At 63.8% G+C, this 17,625-nt stretch carries 16 protein-coding genes; 11 read left to right on the top strand and 5 right to left on the bottom strand.

Translation table 11 applies throughout. The features are described from left to right. Nucleotides 1-28 precede the first annotated feature (28 nt). Together AAFG13_RS13220 and AAFG13_RS13215 are read right to left on the bottom strand one after the other, a co-directional pair. Nucleotides 29-1,387, bottom strand: coding sequence for a hypothetical protein (locus tag AAFG13_RS13220; protein ID WP_342712266.1), 1,359 nt, complete (start codon nucleotides 1,385-1,387; stop codon nucleotides 29-31). 58 nt (nucleotides 1,388-1,445) lie between these two features. Continuing rightward, a complete protein-coding gene (locus AAFG13_RS13215; RefSeq protein ID WP_342712265.1) occupies nucleotides 1,446-3,791 on the bottom strand; it encodes a hypothetical protein in 2,346 nt (781 codons plus the stop codon). Nucleotides 3,792-4,458: 667 nt separating this feature from the next. Here AAFG13_RS13215 and AAFG13_RS13210 point away from each other — a divergent pair. The 11 genes from AAFG13_RS13210 (at nucleotide 4,459) to AAFG13_RS13160 (ending at nucleotide 14,611) form a co-directional block, all read left to right on the top strand. Further along, nucleotides 4,459-5,160, top strand: a complete 702-nt coding sequence (locus AAFG13_RS13210) for an RNA polymerase sigma factor (RefSeq protein ID WP_342712264.1) — start codon at nucleotides 4,459-4,461, stop codon at nucleotides 5,158-5,160. Between the two features lie 140 nt (nucleotides 5,161-5,300). Then, nucleotides 5,301-6,125 (top strand): flagellin, encoded by an 825-nt coding sequence (locus AAFG13_RS13205; RefSeq protein ID WP_029080085.1) that lies wholly within the window; start codon nucleotides 5,301-5,303, stop codon nucleotides 6,123-6,125. 63 nt (nucleotides 6,126-6,188) lie between these two features. Then, nucleotides 6,189-7,895 (top strand): flagellar filament capping protein FliD, encoded by a 1,707-nt coding sequence (gene fliD / locus AAFG13_RS13200; RefSeq protein WP_342712263.1) that lies wholly within the window; start codon nucleotides 6,189-6,191, stop codon nucleotides 7,893-7,895. After that, a complete protein-coding gene (locus tag AAFG13_RS13195) occupies nucleotides 7,895-8,338 on the top strand; it encodes a flagellar export chaperone FliS (RefSeq protein WP_176529962.1) in 444 nt (147 codons plus the stop codon). Before fliD ends, AAFG13_RS13195 begins: the two co-directional genes overlap by 1 nt. Before the next feature lie 94 nt (nucleotides 8,339-8,432). Then, on the top strand, nucleotides 8,433-8,954 hold the full coding sequence (locus tag AAFG13_RS13190) for a hypothetical protein (protein ID WP_342712262.1): 522 nt from the start codon (nucleotides 8,433-8,435) through the stop codon (nucleotides 8,952-8,954). Nucleotides 8,955-9,179: 225 nt separating this feature from the next. Next, a complete protein-coding gene (locus tag AAFG13_RS13185; RefSeq protein WP_097675462.1) occupies nucleotides 9,180-9,851 on the top strand; it encodes a flagellar hook capping FlgD N-terminal domain-containing protein in 672 nt (223 codons plus the stop codon). 19 nt (nucleotides 9,852-9,870) lie between these two features. Continuing rightward, nucleotides 9,871-11,160 (top strand): flagellar hook protein FlgE, encoded by a 1,290-nt coding sequence (flgE, locus tag AAFG13_RS13180; protein ID WP_342712261.1) that lies wholly within the window; start codon nucleotides 9,871-9,873, stop codon nucleotides 11,158-11,160. After that, nucleotides 11,157-11,411 carry a hypothetical protein gene (locus AAFG13_RS13175; RefSeq protein WP_342712260.1) on the top strand — a complete coding sequence of 85 codons (255 nt, stop codon included), beginning with the start codon at nucleotides 11,157-11,159 and terminating at the stop codon, nucleotides 11,409-11,411. The genes flgE and AAFG13_RS13175 overlap by 4 nt, the downstream gene beginning before the upstream one ends. 19 nt (nucleotides 11,412-11,430) lie before the next feature. Next, complete coding sequence (locus AAFG13_RS13170) at nucleotides 11,431-11,886, top strand: flagellar protein FlgN (RefSeq protein ID WP_212310318.1); 456 nt, start codon at nucleotides 11,431-11,433, stop codon at nucleotides 11,884-11,886. Between the two features lie 27 nt (nucleotides 11,887-11,913). Further along, entirely contained in the window at nucleotides 11,914-13,686 is a 1,773-nt protein-coding gene (gene flgK / locus AAFG13_RS13165) for a flagellar hook-associated protein FlgK (protein ID WP_342712259.1), read from the top strand. Between the two features lie 16 nt (nucleotides 13,687-13,702). Beyond that, a complete protein-coding gene (locus AAFG13_RS13160; protein WP_342712258.1) occupies nucleotides 13,703-14,611 on the top strand; it encodes a flagellin in 909 nt (302 codons plus the stop codon). A 19-nt stretch (nucleotides 14,612-14,630) separates the two neighbouring features. Here the strand turns inward: AAFG13_RS13160 and AAFG13_RS13155 are convergent, their stop codons facing one another. From AAFG13_RS13155 to AAFG13_RS13145, 3 genes are all read right to left on the bottom strand, one after another. Then, a complete protein-coding gene (locus AAFG13_RS13155; protein WP_342712257.1) occupies nucleotides 14,631-15,572 on the bottom strand; it encodes a transporter substrate-binding domain-containing protein in 942 nt (313 codons plus the stop codon). After that, entirely contained in the window at nucleotides 15,569-15,862 is a 294-nt protein-coding gene (locus AAFG13_RS13150) for a cytochrome c (RefSeq protein WP_342713331.1), read from the bottom strand. Before AAFG13_RS13150 ends, AAFG13_RS13155 begins: the two co-directional genes overlap by 4 nt. Before the next feature lie 70 nt (nucleotides 15,863-15,932). Then, nucleotides 15,933-17,597: a methanol/ethanol family PQQ-dependent dehydrogenase gene (locus tag AAFG13_RS13145; protein ID WP_342712256.1), complete on the bottom strand. Its 1,665-nt coding sequence runs from the start codon at nucleotides 17,595-17,597 to the stop codon at nucleotides 15,933-15,935. Between the last annotated feature and the right edge of the window lie 28 nt (nucleotides 17,598-17,625).

The following is a 17,625-nucleotide window of genomic DNA, read 5'->3' as shown; positions in this document are numbered from 1 at the left end:
CCTTCTCTTGCCTGGTTATTGTGTCGTTTCAGCCGCGCTGCCCGGTCATGACGAGGACGCTGCCGGCATCGCGGGATTGACCCACGGTGCGGAACAGATCGGCCGGCAATGCCTGCCAGGGCGCAATCTCGATGATCCGGTTGTTCGCGCTGGCGGCCGCCGATTTCGCCGCGCGGATATCGTCCTGCCAGGGGCAAAGCGCGAGCTCGAGCCGGCCGAACCCGCCGCAATCGGCGGCGAACGCGCCGGTGACCGCCTCGATGCTGGCAGCCATTTCGCGCGCGTCGCTGGTCGCGATGTCGCGCATGATCACGGTGATCGCGTTGTTCGAGGAGGCCGGCGACTTGATTACGATCATGGCGTCGCGGCCGCCGCTGCGGCTGGCGCGCCGCGCGGCCCGCATCGTGACGCCGAATTCGGCATCGGGCCCAAGGTCGCTGTTGTCGGTCGGCAGATTGTGGACGACCGTGGTGTGGCGGGGTGTGCCGGCATCTTCAGCAGGCGCATGGTACGAGCGCGGCAGCCACGCGGTGTCGACCGCCATCTGCGACGACGTCAGGCTCCAGGCCTGGTCGAGCAGGTAGCCCTCCCAGACCGCGGGATAGGCGGTCGCGATGTGATGCCAGTTGCGCAGCAGCGCTTCGGCGGCCGGAGTCCGGCCGAGATAGAGCGTGCGCGCCGACATCTCCCACCGGTTCCACTTGTGGAGTGCGATGTCGCATGCGAGGGATGACGGCAGCAGTGGCGGTTCGCTGAGCGCTGCATCGGCCTCTATGAAGAGCAGCGGCTCGCGATGCTCCTGCCACATCCGCAGCAAGAAGGCGGATTTCTCCGACGCCTGCATGTGCGCGCCGTCGGCCGTGTCGATCGGCACGACGTCGGCGGCGATCTCGAATTCGGCCAGCTTCTCTTGCAGCGCGCGGGCATGATCGTCGCCGCAGGCGCGGGGATAGCAGGAGACCACGCGCAGCGCTGCCTCGGATCGGGCACCTTCCGCGGGCGCGATCGGGCGCCAGGTGAGACCGCCCCACCACATCTCGTGCGGGCCGTCGAAGCTCGGCCCGACGGTTCCGAAGTCGGTCAGCTTGGACTTCAGGAAATCGAAGGCGGGATTCTCGCCGAAGGGGATCACGACCGCACAATCGGCGCGAAGCGACCGGTAGAGTATTTCGGCGGCGGGGCCGCTCGGCGGCTCGACGAGGATGATGACGCCATGGTCCCGCCCCGGCACCGTACCGGCCTGGTGGACGGTTGCGCGTCCGAGCCGTTCGGACAGCCATGCGAGCCGCCGGCGCTGTGCAGCGCTCATCCGGATGTTGTTGGTCGCCAGCAACTGGTCGAAATTCGTCTGCAAGCCGTCCGCTTGCACCGTGTCAGCCGAAATCATGCCCGCATTACCCCTCGTTAACCTTCTACGAGCGGGGCGGCCAGATCAGGCGGACAAATCAGCTGCCGTTGGCTGTCTGCGCAGCGCTGGCGTTGCGCCAGGTCAGTGTGGCCGAGGGGACTCCGTTACCGTCGCGGTCCTCGACCGCCAGGATGCGGTCATGGTCGAGGGCGGTCAGCGCGACGGTGTAGATCGCAACATCGTCCTCGAAGCCGTCGACCGGGATCAGCAGCATGCCGTCCCCGGTGGTGGCGCGGAACTGACGGCCGCTTCGCTCCAGGCCGGCATCGATCAGCCGTCCCTCGGCGATCGCCTTCACGTTCGAACTCTCCGCAGCCTTAGCCGCGCTCTCGCCGTACTGGACCGTGATGCCGTGGAGCATCCCGGCGCGGCTGAGCTTTGCCAGCGGCAGCGCGATGGTCGCAACCGCCATGCGGCGCGACAATGGAATCCGCAGGCGGAGGTCGCCGAGCCCGGTATGATAGACGCTGACGGCTTCCAGCGACGCCTGGCCGTCCGGCCCGAACAGGCCGACCTGCAGCGTCCCGCATTGCGCCTCGCCGAACACGTTCGCCGGTAGGCGATTGGCGCCGAACAGTGTGTAGAGGTAGGCGTGCGAGGGCGACAACGCGGCAAAGCTGCCTGCCAGCCACATCGGCGGCGCCGGCGCCGTGCAGGCGGTCAAGAGGCCGCGGGCGACGATGCAATCATTGATGAAGCCGGCGTCGAGCAGCGGCGTGAGCGCCTGCGTGCCGAGGTTGACGTCATGCTTGATGCCGCCGAGCAGCACGAGTTCATCATCGTCGGGCAGCAGCAGCAGGCGCCCGAGCACGGCGGCGGCCCAGCGTGCCGCAACGACGGGATCGGCGTCGGGCTGCAATGCATAGTGCGGCGCAAGCTCGCGGACGCGCGACGCATAGGCCAGCGTTCCGGATTGCACCTCGTTGGCCAGCGCCAGCTGAGCGGCCGGGCGCTGATCGCCCTCGCGTAACACCTCGCCGCCGCGGTAGTCCCGCGCCGATCCTTCATCGGAACAGCAAAGCTGCTCCAGCAACGCGACGTTGCGGATCAGCATGCGCTTGACATGCGGCGTGACGATGCGATCCGAGATCAGGCCCTCTGCGGTGTCGTTGTCGGCGATGTCGTCGAAGGCATCATCAAGCGTCAGCAGGTAGGCGCCATGCAGGCGAATGCGAATGCCCTCGCGATCGAAGATGCGCCGCAGCGACTTCTGTACGCTTGCGGAGTAGCCGAGGTCGACGAGGATCAGGTCGGTGCAGCCGTCGAAATCCGCGATCGTCGCCCGAAGATAAGCGAGCAGGCGCGCGCGCACGCCGGCCGCGATGTCGGTAATCTCGCGCGGATCCATCAGATCGGGCAGGGCGTCGGCGAGTTCACGGCCGCTCGCAATGCCGTCGGGATATTGCGCAAAGAACTTCATCACCGCCGGCGGCTGCACCTTGACGATATTGACAAAGGTGGCCGCGTCGATCTTGACGACCCGGCTCAACAACTCGCTGAGAGGTTCGAGCGTATCGGCGGATCCGACCAGGCTGACACGACGATTGATCTCGACATAGGCGCCGGTCTCGCCATGGCTTGCCTGCCAGACGCGATACGGCAGCAGACCGTCGCGGCCGAGGAATCCGATCGCAACGCGCGCGCCATCGCACGCCAGCGCAGCGCGCCGCGCTTCGATGAAGGCGTCGAACGCCGCCATCACCGGGCCGAGCACGGTCACGCCGAGATTGAAGGCGGGAGAGTGCTCAGCACTGCGCGCCGTCACCGCGCGCCGCAGCGTGCGCGCGCCGCCATCGAGCCGCGACGGCTGATCGGGACACAGCAGTTCGAAGATCGATGTCTCGCGCTGAAACCTCGACGCCAGCGGCGCGCTGGCTTGCGGATAATAGCGCGGTCGGATGCCGTGACGGCGGGCGCCCTTGATATCGGCGTTGTGATTGTCGCCGACATGGAACGAGCTTGCCGCATCGATGCCCTGCTCGGCGAGATAGGTCTCGAACAGCGCTTCGCTCTTGCTAGAGCCGTGATCGCAGGATGCGTAGAGGAAATCCCAGCTCAGTCCCGGGCTGCAGGAGCGCAGCAGCTGCGCGAGCTGGTCGCTGTTCCAGTAGGTGTCGGAAATGAAGCCAGTGCGAAAGCCGCCGCGCTTCATGTCCAGATATTGCTCGAGCATTTCCGGATTGGCGCGGCACAGCTCGAGCTCGGCGTCGAATTCGATCTGCGCGAGATCGTCCAACGCATCGCGGCTCAGGCCGAACAGCCTGAACGGAAAGTACTTATAGATGTCGGCGATGCGCACTTCAGTGGAGCCGCACCGCTCCAGCACGAGCTTGCGCGCGCGCGCTTCAGCCTGGATTCGATGCTGAACGAAACTGACGGACATGTTCGGAAATTTTTCAGCAATGCGAGAAAGCTGAAAAACCCTTTCAAATACGCCATCTGGCGTCGTGCAGGCGCGCAGCAGAAATGTATCGAAAACATCGAATGAACATGCAGAAACATTCTGCGCTCGACGCGTTGCGTCGACCGTCATGATCGTCATGCGCAAGATTCCCGCCAGTCCTCATGCGTTGAACGCCTGCGTGAGACAAATCAGGCGCGATGATTCAAAAAAGTTGATGCGAGATTCGAAAACGCGCGCTTCGCGACTGACAGATTCAAAAAATCCGATAACGTCGAAATGGTGATTCGGAAAAAATTGCCTAGTCGCAACCGTGGAATGCAAGATGGCGACCAACGGCGATGGATCACTCGCATGCTCCGCGCATGCATGTGTTCGCGTGGCGTTAGTTGATGTGACAACAGCGCTTTCCGGCGCGACGAACTCTCCCGCGGGAATGCGAGGCGATGCTGAACGACTGCTCCAGATTCCGTCGAACTTTTCCCTGCGCCTCCGCGCAGCGGCAGCTTTTGCCGGGCGGTCGGCAAAACAATCCAGCTAAGAATTTGAAAAATAACGAAAAAAGTTCGCCTGGTTTGTCTGGCCCCTCCGTTCAACGCTCAGAAGCCGCATGCGATGTGTGCTTGCGGCGTTGGTTGGAGAGCGGCGGATGAGTTACGCGCTTGATGTGATGGCAGCGGTCGAGGTGGAGGCCACGGCGGCCGCGGCTGCGCCGGTCGAAGTGGCTGCTTCCTGGAGCAACGTCCCTACCGTTGCCGATGCAGGCCCACTCGACACCGTCGAGATCCAGGACGAGGACAAGGAGCTGCTCGACCGCCTCGCCGCCGGCGACGAGGCGGCGTTTCGTGCTCTCGTCGAACGCCATGTCGATCGCGCCTACGCGATCGCGCTGCGCATCGTCGGCAACGCCGCAGATGCTGAAGACGTGGTGCAGGACACCATGCTGAAGGTCTGGACCCATCGCGGCCGCTGGCAACATGGCCGCGCCAAGTTCTCGACCTGGCTTTATCGCGTCGTCAGCAACCGCTGCATCGATCTGCGCCGTAAGCCGCGCACCGAGAATGTCGATGTCGTGCCCGAGGTCGCCGACACCCAGCTCGACGCTTCTACCGTCATCGAGCGCAACGAGATCGGCAATCTTCTGGAGCTCGCGATGCAGCGGCTGCCCGAGCAGCAGCGCGTCGCGGTGATCCTCTCCTACCACGAGAACATGAGCAACGGCGAGATCGCCGAGGTGATGGATACGACCGTGGCCGCGGTCGAGTCGCTGCTGAAGCGCGGGCGGCAACAGTTGCGCGAGTTGCTCAAGCGGCACGAGCGCGACCTGCGCGGTGCGTTCACCGACTGTTAACCATAAATTTCGGCTTCTGAAGATTTCGCGCCTGACCACCGGCGGCCGCTCCGTTTGATCGGTCGGACGGGGGCTGGATCCGCGTCACCTCACTTTCTCACGATGCGGCATGCCATGCCCCATCAGCACAGGAGCTAATCATGCCCGCAATTTCCACCAACACAGCCGCCAACTCCGCGGTCCGCTACCTCAACATCAACTCGCAGCAGGAAACCAGCGCGCTGTCGAAGCTGTCGAGCGGCTCGCGCATCACTTCCGCTTCCGACGACGCGGCCGGCCTCGCGATCTCGACCCGCATTTCCTCCGACATCACGACGCTGCAGCAGGCTGCCACCAACGCGGCGCAGGCGACCTCGATCCTGCAGACCGCCGACGGCGGCGCGTCCAACATCTCGGACATCCTGGCCCGCATGAAGTCGTTGGCCTCGGAGTCCGCCTCCGGCACCGTGGCTGACTCCAGCCGCGCCTACATCAACTCGGAATTCACGCAGCTCAAGGGCGAAATCGACTCGATCGCCTCCGGCACCCGCTACAGCAGCCAGAGCCTGCTCGACGGTTCGAGCGTGTTCTCCTCCGGCGTCTCGGTGCTGGTCGGCTCGACCTCGGCCGACACCATCACGATCACCCTGACCAGCCTGACGGCATCCTCGCTCGGCGTGACCTCGCTCGACGTCTCCAGCCTGTCCAGCGCCACCAGTGCGATGTCGGCCCTCGACAGCGCGATCGACACCGTGTCGTCCGCCCGCGCAGAGATCGGTGCCCAGGAATCGCGCTTCAACTTCAGCGCCGACTCGATCTCGACTCAGACCCAGAACCTGCAGTCCGCCAATTCGGCGATCAAGGACGTCGATATCGCTTCCGAGCAGGCGACGCTGTCGTCGGCCGAAGTGAAGACCCAAGCCGCGGTGTCGGCGGAAACCGCCGCCAACCAGATGCCGCAGTACCTGCTCAAGCTGCTCGGCTAATTCGAACGATAGATCGGGCCGGTATCGTGCCGGCCCGATTCTCACGACGGCGGAGGTGTCGACATGACGGTTAGCAGCGCCACCTCGGGCACATCAGGCGCGACATCGTCGAGTTCCGCCAGCTCTGCCAGCATGGTGACCACGACCGGCACGACCAATTCGGCCAGTATCGACTGGACTGCCCTGATCGATGCCGAAGTCAACGCCAAACTCACGGCGGCGACCACGATCACCACCAAGATTACCGCGAACCAGGCCAAGGTCACCGCCTACCAGTCGCTGCAGACCGAGCTGTCGACGCTGGCAACCGGGCTGTCGTCGCTCAGCTCGTCGATTATCAACTCGATCGCCACCAACGCGTTCGCCACACGTTCGGCGACGATTTCGTCCACCGGCGACGTCAGTGCCTCCTCGGCGCTGTCGATGAGCGTCAACAGCGGCTCGGCGACGGGCGATCACGCGCTACAGATCACGCAGCTCGCAACAGCGCAGAAGGTGATCGGCACTTCGCAGTCGAGCAGTTCGACCGCACTCGGCTATTCCGGGACGTTTTCGCTGGGCCTCGCCGGCGGCAGCAGCACGGCGATCTCGATCACCAGCGGCATGTCGATGCAGGATATCGTCGACACCATCAACGCCCAGACCTCGGCGACCAATGTCCAGGCCTCCATCGTCCAGGTGTCGGGCGGGTCCTATGAGATGGTGCTGACGGGGACCCAGGACGCTGCAAACATCACCTATTCATCGACATCCGGCGACGACATCCTGAATAAGCTCGGCGTCACCGACACTTCGGGGGCGTTCACCGACGTCTTGCAGAAGGCGCAATCCGCGGAATTCACCCTCGACGGCATCGCGCTCACCCGCAACACCAACGATATTTCAGACGTGCTCTCGGGCGTCACGTTCGATTTGCTGCAGCCGACGCCGAGCGGCACCAGCCTGAACATCAGCATCTCGACCGACACCAGCCAGATCACGTCAGCGCTGCAGACCTTCGTGACCAACTACAACGCGTTTCGCGACCAGGTGATCGCGCAGTCCGCGCAGAATTCCGACGGCACCGCCGCATCGAGCGCGGTGCTGTTCGGCGACAGCACGATGCGCGATATCATGACCCAGCTTCAGCAGGTGCTCAGCGGCTCCGTCGGCGGCATGACGATGGCCGACCTCGGCCTGTCGTTCAACCAGAACAATGAGCTGCAGCTCGATACCGGTACGCTGTCGACCGTGCTGACGCAAAATCTGGCCGGCGTCACCAAGCTGCTCTCCGCGCAGACGACGACCTCGTCCAGCCAGCTCAACGTCGTCAACACCGGCACGTCGCCGCAATCGTTCACGCTCGATGTGACGGTGGATTCGACCGGCACGCTGACTGGTGCCTCGGTCGGCGGCGACAGTTCCGGCTTTTCGGTGGTCGGCAACACCATCATCGGCAATTCGGGCACGATCTACGCCGGCATGGCATTCACCTACACCGGCTCGACCTCGCAATCAATCACCGTGACGTCATCGTCCGGGCTTGCGGCACAACTCTATCAGCTCGCGCAAACCAACTCCGGGACCAGCGGTCAGCTACAGACCATGATCACCAACCTGCAGTCGCGCGATACCGATCTGCAGTCCCAGGTCAGCGACATCCAGAGCAATGCGGCGACGTTCAAGGCGCAGCTGCAGCTTCAATACGCCAATTATCAGGCCGCCATCGAAAGCGCGAACAGCACGCTGGGCTACCTGAGTGCCCTCCTGAACGCATCATCGAGTAAATAATGACACAGAATGCTACGGCCTACCTCGCCAACAACGCCTATCGTTCCGCCGCGGTGGCGGTCCCACCGCTGAAGGCGGTGGTGATGCTGTGCGACGGCGCCATCACGTTGCTGCAGAAGGCGCTGGATGCGCACGAGGCGAAGCGCTTCGAGGAAGGGCACACCTATCTGACGCGGGCGACCGCGATCCTGCGCGGATTGAGCCACCATCTCGACGTCACCCGCGGTGGCGCGATGGCCGATCGCCTGTTCCGGACCTACAACGCCCTGATCATGGCGTGCCTCCGCTCCTACGGTCGGCCGCACGCCAGGGAGAATTTCCGGCGCATCATTGCCAGCCTGACGGAACTCCGCGACGCCTGGAAGTTCGTCGAGGCGACCGCCGGCAAGGCCGCCAAGGCCAGGACGCTCGACAAGACGCTCGAATCAGCCGCCGGCCGCTGAGCGGGCGAATCGGCCGGCGAACTCCGTTTCGCCGGGAACGGGCAAGGCGCTCGGGCGGGCGTCCTGTCGGGAAAAAGGCCGCTCGGTGAGCACCATGCTGGACCTGACGCTACGGCGGCGGAAATTGATTTCCGCCGTCCCGCGAATGCTTTATGACAGCCTTGGCGACGAGGCTGGATCTGTGCGCGGGATGGACGTTGCGACATTCGAAGACCTGATCGACCGGCTGGGGGAGGATCTGTCCCGCTGGCCCGATGATCAACGTCTTGCCGCCGTCCAGCTGCTCGCATCCTCGGTCGAGGCGCGGACGCTCTATGAGGAGGCGAGCGCGGTACGCCGGGCGCTCACGGCGCCGCCGGTCCGCGCACCCAAGGGCCTTCTCGACCGCATCGTGACCGCTGCGGCGAAACTGCCCCAGCAGGAACTGCCCCAAGAGCCGGCCTCGGAGCCGGCCGCACCCGAGGAGCAGCCGAACGATGCGCAGGCTCAAGGCGAGTCCGCACAGCAAGGCAAGGTGCTGCCTGCGCTGTTGCTGGCCCTCTGCCTGCTGCCCGCGCTGGCGCCGCCGGCATTGATGCTCGACGAGCCGGATCTGCCAATCAGCCTCTCGCTCTAAGCCCTCCGCATTCTTTTGCAACGCAACGCGCCCTTCCGCGGCGGGCGCGTTTGCGTGCTGCGGGGCCGCGGCCGATCGGCAAATTCTGCCGATTAATCAAGTGATTCCGGGCGGATGAATCCGCGCCTGAAATCGCCGCGTCATCCGTTCTATCTGCGAACGACTTCACGATCCCAATGTTTCACCGCGTTCCGTCGCCTAGCCCGCGACGAAGAGAGCCTTGTCATGACCGTTTCCTCGGCAACCTCTGCTGCAGCCTCCGCCGCCTCGAGCTCGTCGTCGAGTTCGTCAACCAGCGCGTCGATGGGGATGAGCTCGACCGATTTCCTCAACCTGCTCGTCAGCGAACTGCAAAACCAGGATCCGCTGAACGCCACCAGCACGACCGACTTCATCAATCAGCTCACCTCTTACGCGAACTTCACCGAGCAGCAGTCGACCAACGCCAGCATGACGTCGCTGGCGAGCTCGTTCTCGAGCCTCGTGACGCTCAACTCGGTCAACTATATCGGCCACACCGTCGAGGCGAAGACCAACACGGCGGAGCTGACCAACGGCTCGGCGACCTTCGGCTACTCGCTCACTTCGGCCGCTTCCAACGTCGCGATCGCGATCCAGGATTCCTCGGGCAACACGGTGTGGAGCGGCAAGGGGACCGGAACCGCCGGCTCGAACACTTTCACCTGGAACGGCCAGACCACGAACGGCACCCAGCTCAGCAATGGCGGCCAGTACACCATCCAGGTGACCGCGACCGACTCCGCCGGAAACTCGCTGCTCAGCTACACCACGATGACTGGAACGGTGACCGGGATCGATGCGTCCGGCTCGACACCTTCGCTGCTCGTGAACGGTGTCCCCGTCAGCGCCGCCAACATCATCGGCGTCACGTCCTGATTGCTTCCGGAGTATTATCATGAGTCTTACTGGTGCACTTTCCTCGGCGATCTCGGCGCTCAATTCGCAGAGCCAGTCGCTGGCAATGATTTCCGACAACATCTCGAACGCCGATACCACGGGCTACAAGACCACGTCGGCGATGTTCGAAGATCTTGTGACGGCGTCGAACAGCGCCACCTCGTACACGTCCGGCGGCGTCAACGTGTCCGGCCGCGCCAACATCAGCCAGCAGGGATTGCTGGCCGCGACCACCAACGCCACCGACGTTGCGATCCAGGGCAGCGGCTTCTTCGTCACCACCAATGCGACGACCGGCGGCACCACCTCCTATACGCGCAACGGTGCGTTCACCACCGACAACTCGGGCTATCTCGTCAACAACGGCAACTACCTCGAGGGCTGGCGGACCGACGCGCAAGGCAACATCCTCGGCAATGCGTCGGCCGCGAGCCTTGGGCCGATCAACACGCAGGTGGCCTCGACCAGCGGCAGCGCCACCACCAAGACCACCGTCGCGGCGAACCTGCCGGCCGATGCTGCGATCGGCGCGACGTTCAACAGCTCGATGACGGTCTACGACTCGCTTGGTACGGCGAGCACGATCCAGATCGATTGGAAAAAGACCGCCGACAATGCCTGGCAGGCCAGCTTCGAGCAGCCGAAGCTCGCGTCGGACTCCAGCACGGCGAGCGCCAACGCGATCACCGATACGGTGGCAATCACCTTCAATCCCGACGGCTCGCTCGCCTCAACGGTGCCGAGTCCGCCGACCATCTCGGTGACCGGCTGGAAGGACGGCGCGGCCGATAGCTCTACCGCCAATGGTACGGCCATCACGCTCAATCTCGGTACGGCCGGCAAGACCGACGGCCTGACGCAATATTCGTCGGGGCAGACCACGCCCTCCGTCGATCTCACCAGCATCACCTCGGACGGCCTGCCTTACGGCAAGCTGAGCAGCATCGCGATCGGCAAGGGCGGCGTGGTCGACGCAACCTACTCCAACGGGCAGACGATCGCGATCTACAAGATCGCGGTCGCGACTTTCAGCGAGCCCAACGGATTGAGCGCGGCCAGCGACGGCTTGTACTCCGCGACGGCAGCCTCCGGCAACGCCACGCTGCAGACCTCGGGGGCCAACGGTGCCGGCACGATCTACGGCAGCGAGCTGGAATCGAGCACCACCGACACCAGCGGGCAGTTCTCCAACATGATCTCGGCGCAGCAAGCCTATTCGGCGGCGTCACAGGTGATCACTACCGTCAACAAGATGTTCGATACGCTGATTTCGGCGGTGTCGCGATGATGACGGAAAAGAAGAATGACCGCCTGCTGGTCAGGCTTCAGCGGCTGAAGGCGAGGGCTGCCTCGGTTCGGCCGGACGATCGGGCGCAGCTCACTGCGTTGCTCGACGACGTCGAAACGCTGCGGGACCGGCTGATGCGCGAATGCGCACGGCTCGACCAGGAACTCAACCGGGCCTCGGTCCGGGTAACGGCAATCACCGCGTATGGGCGCAGCGCACAGTCGGTTCGCGCCCTGCGTCGCGGACACTAGCTTGAACGGGAGCGATGACATGACACCGGAACGCAACATCAAGATCAATCCCGCGGGCAATGACGAGCGCGCCAGGTCGTTGATCGCACTGATCGACAATCTGATCGAGATCGTGAACGAGGAGAACGTCGAGCTCGCCAAGGGCCTGCCGGCCTCTCGGCTGAAGCAAGTCGACGAGAAGAACCGCCTCGCGACGCTGTTCGAGCAGTGTGTGGCGGAGGCCGTCGGCAAGGCCGCCAATCTCAACGTCCAGGATCGCGCACTGCGCGAGCAGCTGATGGACCGGATCCTGAAGCTTCGGGTCGCGATGGACGAGAACGTGATGCGGCTCCGCGCGGCGATCGATGCCAGCAACCGCAGGATCGAGGCGATCATGCAGGCGATCCGCGAGCAGATCGCCAATGTATCGCCTTATGGGGCCGGCGGCCGTCGCGTCACATCCGCGATGTCCTATGGCACCAACGTGCGGGCCTGATCGGACCGTCGCCGGAGGGAGTTGGCCGTGTCGTCGCTCGATATCGCACGAAGCATCGCATTCAGCGGGCTGTCAGCCACGCAGGTGCAGATCAGCGTCGCCTCGGCCAATATCTCCAATGCCGACACCAAGGGCTACACCGAGAAGACCGCCAACCAGAGCAGCAGCGTCACCAGCGGCGTCGGCACCGGCGTCACGATCTCGGGGATCACCAGCGCGGTCGACAAGCTGCTCCTGAAGTCGCTGGTGGGCGCCGATTCCGATCTCGGCGCCGCCGACACCAACAACAATTATCTGACCGAACTCCAGCAGCTCTACGGCAGCACGTCGAGCGGCGACAGTTCTACGACGGGCACTTCGCTGGCCAACACGATCGCGGCGTTCGAGTCGGCGTTGTCCTCGCTTGCCAGCACGCCGAGCAGCGCTTCGCTGCAATCGAACGCCGTCAGCGCGCTTGCGGCGGTCACCAATCAGCTGCAGCAGACCTCGAGCGGCATCCAGAAGCTGCGCTCCAACGCCGACCAGGACATTGCGTCGTCGGTCACCGACATCAATTCCGACCTGCAGCAGATCTCCGATCTCAACAAGCAGATCAAACAGGAGGCGGCCGCAGGCCAGTCGACCGCCGATCTCGAGGATCAACGCAACAGCGCGCTGCAGGACCTCGCGTCGCAAATGAATGTGAGCTATTTCACGACGTCGAGCGGTGACTTGCAGGTCTATACCGGCTCGGGGCAGGCGCTGGTCGATAGCACAGCGCATCCGCTGAGCTATACAGCGGCGCCCAGCGTCACGGCGTCGACGACGTATACCGCGGGATCGGCGACGAGCGGCTTCAGCGGCATCACCGCCAACGGGGTCGACATCACCTCGCAGATCTCCTCCGGCAAGGTCAGCGCCCTGATTGCCCTGCGCGACCAGACCTTGCCGGCCGCGCAGTCGCAGCTCGACGAGCTTGCCCAGCAGTTGGCCTCGAGCGTGAATGCGGTCTCGAACCAGGGCACATCGGTGCCGCCGCCGACGAGCCTGACCGGCACGGCGACTGTCAGCAACTCGACATCGTTCGCGGGCACCGGCACGGTGCGTATCGCAGTCGCCGACAAGAGCGGCAATCTCGTATCGTATCAGGATATCGATCTATCGGCGTATTCCACGGTGGGGGCTCTTGCCGCCAAGATCAACACCATCCCCGGCGTATCGGCATCGGTCGATGCCAACGGACATTTGTCGATCTCGGCGACCGGGTCGGGCAATGGCATCGCCATCAACCAGATGACGAGTTCGGTCGGCGGTGAGGGATTTTCCCAGTATTTCGGACTCAACGACCTGATCACGGGGACCAGCGCCTCCAACATCGCTGTGCGCAGCGACATCCTGAGTGGCACGGCGACACTGCCGACGGCGACGCTCGATGCGTCGTCCACCCTGACTGTCGGAAACTCGGTGCTGTCGTCGGGCTCGGCGACGGTGGTGAATGCGCTCTCGATCGCGCTGACGGGGTCGACCAACTTCGCCATGGCGGGTGGGCTGGGCGCCACCACCGGCTCTTTCACCGATTATGCGGCAGCGATCGTTGCCAACGTCGCCGGCAAGGCGAGCCAGGCGTCGGCAACCTACACATCCAAGCAAGCCGCGCAGTCGACGTATGCGAGCTCGCTGTCGTCGCAGTCCGGTGTCAACATTGACCAAGAGAGCGCGAATCTGAGTGCGTTGCAGAACAAATACGCTGCCGCATCCCAGATCATTACGGCCATTAATTCCATGTTCTCGGCGCTGATGACCGCAATGAGCGCAGCCTGAGTGTGAGGGCCTCGTCATGATGATGCGTGTTGCGACCTTCGCGCAATCGGAGCAGATGATATCAAGCGCGCTGCGCGTGCAGTCGGTGATGGCCAATGAGCAGGTGCAGGAGTCCTCCGGGCTGCAATCCGAGGATTTCGGCGGCTACGGCTCAGGCGCCGGGCGCGTGATCAATTTGCAGGTCTCGGTGACGCGCGCCCAGTCCTATATCGACGCCAGCAATCTCGCCGACAACAAGGTGCAGGCGATGTATTCGGCGGTCGGCTCGGTGACCGATATCATCACGCAGCTTCGGACCCAGCTCAGCGCCGCCACGACCGGCAGCAGCACGGCGACGGCATCGGTGATCAACTATGCGCAGCAGGCGATCTCGCAGATGCAGGGGCTGCTCAACACCCAGTATGACGGCGAATACGTATTCAGCGGCGCCCGCACCGACGCTGCGCCTGTGGATATGTCGAGCTATGACACCGGCACGGGCTCGCTGACGACATCAGACACCGGCTACTACAAGGGTGACAGCGAGATCGCGTCGGTGCGCGTTTCGGACAGCCAGTCGGTTTCCTATGGCGTCACCGCCGATAATCCTGCCTTCGAGCAGGTCATGCGGCTGTTGAAATACGTCAGCAACAGCACGAATTTGTCGTCGAGCGATATCTCGCAGGCGCTCGATCTCGCCAGCAATGCATTGGACGCAACGTCAACGGTGCAGGCAAAGCTTTCGACCTCTGCGTCGCAGATCGAGACCGCCAGCACGAACCAGAGCGACTACCAGAATTTCGCCAAGACCCTGTCGACCAATCTCACCAGCATCGACGTCGCGGCGGTGACGGCGCAGCTTTCGACCTATCAGGCGCAGCTGACGGCGTCCTATTCGGCGATCGCCAAGATCCAGAGCATGAATCTGGCCAATTATCTGAAATAGCAGGCCCGCGGCGAGCGGCTCATCGGTTCAGGATCTTCAGCCAAACATCGCCGAGAATGATCGGCTCGCGCGGCGGAAGCCAGGTGAGGCCCGCTGCCTTGCCAAGCTCGGCGATGGTGCCTTTGGCTTGCAGGTCGGACAGCACCTTGTTGACGGCCTCCAGCAGCGCCTTGTCGGTCTCGAGAGCGACGTAACCGCGGTTGGCGCCGATCGGATAGTAATAGCCGGAGGCGGTGATCTTGGTGTCGGGATGATCAGCGTGGTAGGCGTCGAACCGGCGCAGGTCGAGCAGCGTGGCGTCGAATTCCCCGCGCTCGAGCTCTCCCAGCAGGTCGCTGCGCCCCGGAACGAGGTGGGTGATGTCTTCGATCAGCTTTCCCTTGTCGAAGGTCATCAGGATGGCATCGCCCAGCGTGCCGCTTTCGATCGTCAGGCGAAGGCCGGCGAGATCGCCGATATCGGAGATCTTGCGGTCCTTGACCCGGTCCTTGGCCTTGGGGCCGAGCACCACGGTCATCGGCGAATAGATGTAGGGCTGGCTTGGCGCCAGCACCCCGATCGGAATCCGCCGGCGGCGATCGTCGCGGGTGGCGCCATCGAAGTCCGGTAGCTTGGCCGTTGCGACACCCGGCGCCTTCAGCGAGTCCGTGGTGAGGGCATAGCCGCCGACCAGCGAGCATCGCCCGTCCGACAGCAACGCATTGGCCTCCAGAGCGGGGCTCGAATCCTCGTCGAGCTTGCTCTCGAACCACTGGATCTTGAGCGGCCGTCCGAGCCGCTCGGCGATCACTTGCGCGAGTGCGACGTCGAAACCGGCATCCGGCTTGCCGCGATGATGCGCCGACAACGGCGGCAGATCCTCGTCGAGGCATACTTTGAGCGACTCCCCGGCAGCAGCATGTGCTGCCGCCGTCATGGCGAGCAGCAAGGCTGTCGCGGCACCCGCCAGCGGCGCTCTCATTGGGGCCTCCGGCTCGCCAGGAAGGCCCAGACGTCGGCGATCTCCTGCTCGCTCAGGATGTCGGCCCAGGGCGGCATCTTGCCGTTCTTGCCTTGCTTCACGGTGGTCACAAAGCGCGTCCTATCGTCGGGAAACGCGCGCAGGTCCGGCGTGATGGTGCCGGAGTTGACCATGTTGGGCCCATGGCAATGCGAGCAGTTCTTGGCGTAGGTGACCTTGCCCTGGTCGGCCTGACCCTGAAGGTCGATTGCACTGGCTTGCTGTGCGGCTGCCGGGATCAACGTGATCAAGGCCGCCGCGACGGCGGCGAAGATCGCCGCCGTCAACAGGGTTACTCTTTCAGTCACGTGTGCTCCGCGCTCAGTTCTTGACCGCGAAAACCCACAGCGAGCCGCCGGGTGGGACCTTGGCAAGCCGCTCGTCGCCCGAGAACAGCGAATAGACGCCGCCATAGCCCGAGGTGACGGCGACATACTGCACGCCGTCCTGCTGCCAGGTCACGGGTTGTCCTTCGATGCCGGAGCCGGTCTGGAACTGCCAGAGCTTCTTGCCGGTGTCGGCGTCGAACGCCTCGAATTCGCCGGTCAGCTGACCGGAGAACACCACGCCGCCGGCGGTGGAGAGCACGCCGGAGAAGCGCGGAATATCGCTCGGCGCTTCCCACTTCGCCTTGCCGGTCATCGGATCGATCGCCTTGAGATGGCCGCGCGGTCCGGTGCCCCATTCCCAGGGATCGGTGAGGTCCATGCCGAGATACCACTCGCCCTGCTTGAACGTCACCGGCTCGGACTTGTAGCGGCCCCCGAAGGCGAGCGTGTTGGCGTAGGCGAGGCCGGTCTGTGGATTGAACGACATCGGCTCCCAGTTCTTGCCGCCGAGGATCGACGGGTAGACCGTGACCTTCTTGCCGTCACGTGCGTCCTTGGCGACGTCGGTCTCGATCGGCCGGCCGGTCTTCAGGTCTACTCCGGTGGCCCAGTTGACGTTCACATAAGGATTGGCCGCGAGCAGCTTCCCGTTGGTGCGGTCGAGCACGTAGAAGAAGCCGTTGCGGTTGGCATCCATCAGCACCTTGGTCGGCTTGCCCTCGACATTCACGTCGGCGAGCACCATCTCGGCCACCGAGTCATAGTCGAACGGATTGTTCGGCGAGAACTGGTAGTGCCACTTGATCTTGCCGGTCTTCGGATCGAGCGCGAGCACCGAGCAGGTATAGAGGTTGTCGCCCGGACGCACCGCAGAGTTGAACGGTCCGGGATTGCCGATACCCCAATACACGGTGTTCAGTTCAGCATCATAGGAGCCGGTAATCCAGGTCGATCCGCCGCCCAGCTTCCAGGTGTCGCCCTTCCAGGTGTCGCCACCGGGCTCGTCCGGAGTCGGGATCGAGTAGGTACGCCAGAGGCGTTTGCCGGTCGCCGGATCCCAGCCGTCGATGAAGCCGCGGGTGCCGAATTCGGCGCCGGAGATGCCGGTGATCACGACGCCGTCGGCGACCAGCGGTGCCACCGTCATCGAGTAGCCTTCCTTGATGTCCGCAGCCTTTTCGCGCCACAACTCCTTGCCGGTCTTGGCATCGAGCGCGATCACATTGGCGTCGAGGGTGGTGCGGAACAGCTTGCCGTCATACAGAGCCGCGCCGCGATTGATGATGCCGCAGCAGACGATACGCGGCGTCTCGGCGGGATACTCGACCTTGGTCTTCCAGATCTGCTTGCCGGTCTTGGCGTCGATCGCCATCGTGGCATTGTGGGTGGTGACGTAAAGGACGCCTTGGTAGACGAGCGGCTGCGATTCCTCGCTGCGGTCGTCGTTCAAGCTGTAATTCCAGACCGGGACCAGATTCTTGACAGTGTCCTTGTTGATCTGGTTCAGCGTCGAGAAGCGCTGAAGATTGTAGCCCATTCCGTAATTGAGAACGTTCGATGTATCAGTCGCACCCTTGACCAACTGCTCGTTGGTCTGAGCGCTTGCACCATAAGATGCAAGAATCACGAGGCTTGCGGCCAGCGCAATGCGTCTCATCATATCCTCCCAATGAACCTTTTCCCGC

Source organism: Bradyrhizobium sp. B124, assembly GCF_038967635.1.
Classification (GTDB): Bacteria; Pseudomonadota; Alphaproteobacteria; order Rhizobiales; family Xanthobacteraceae; genus Bradyrhizobium.
Note: the sequence above shows the minus strand (reverse complement) of the source record. Positions and strands in the feature narration are given on the sequence as shown.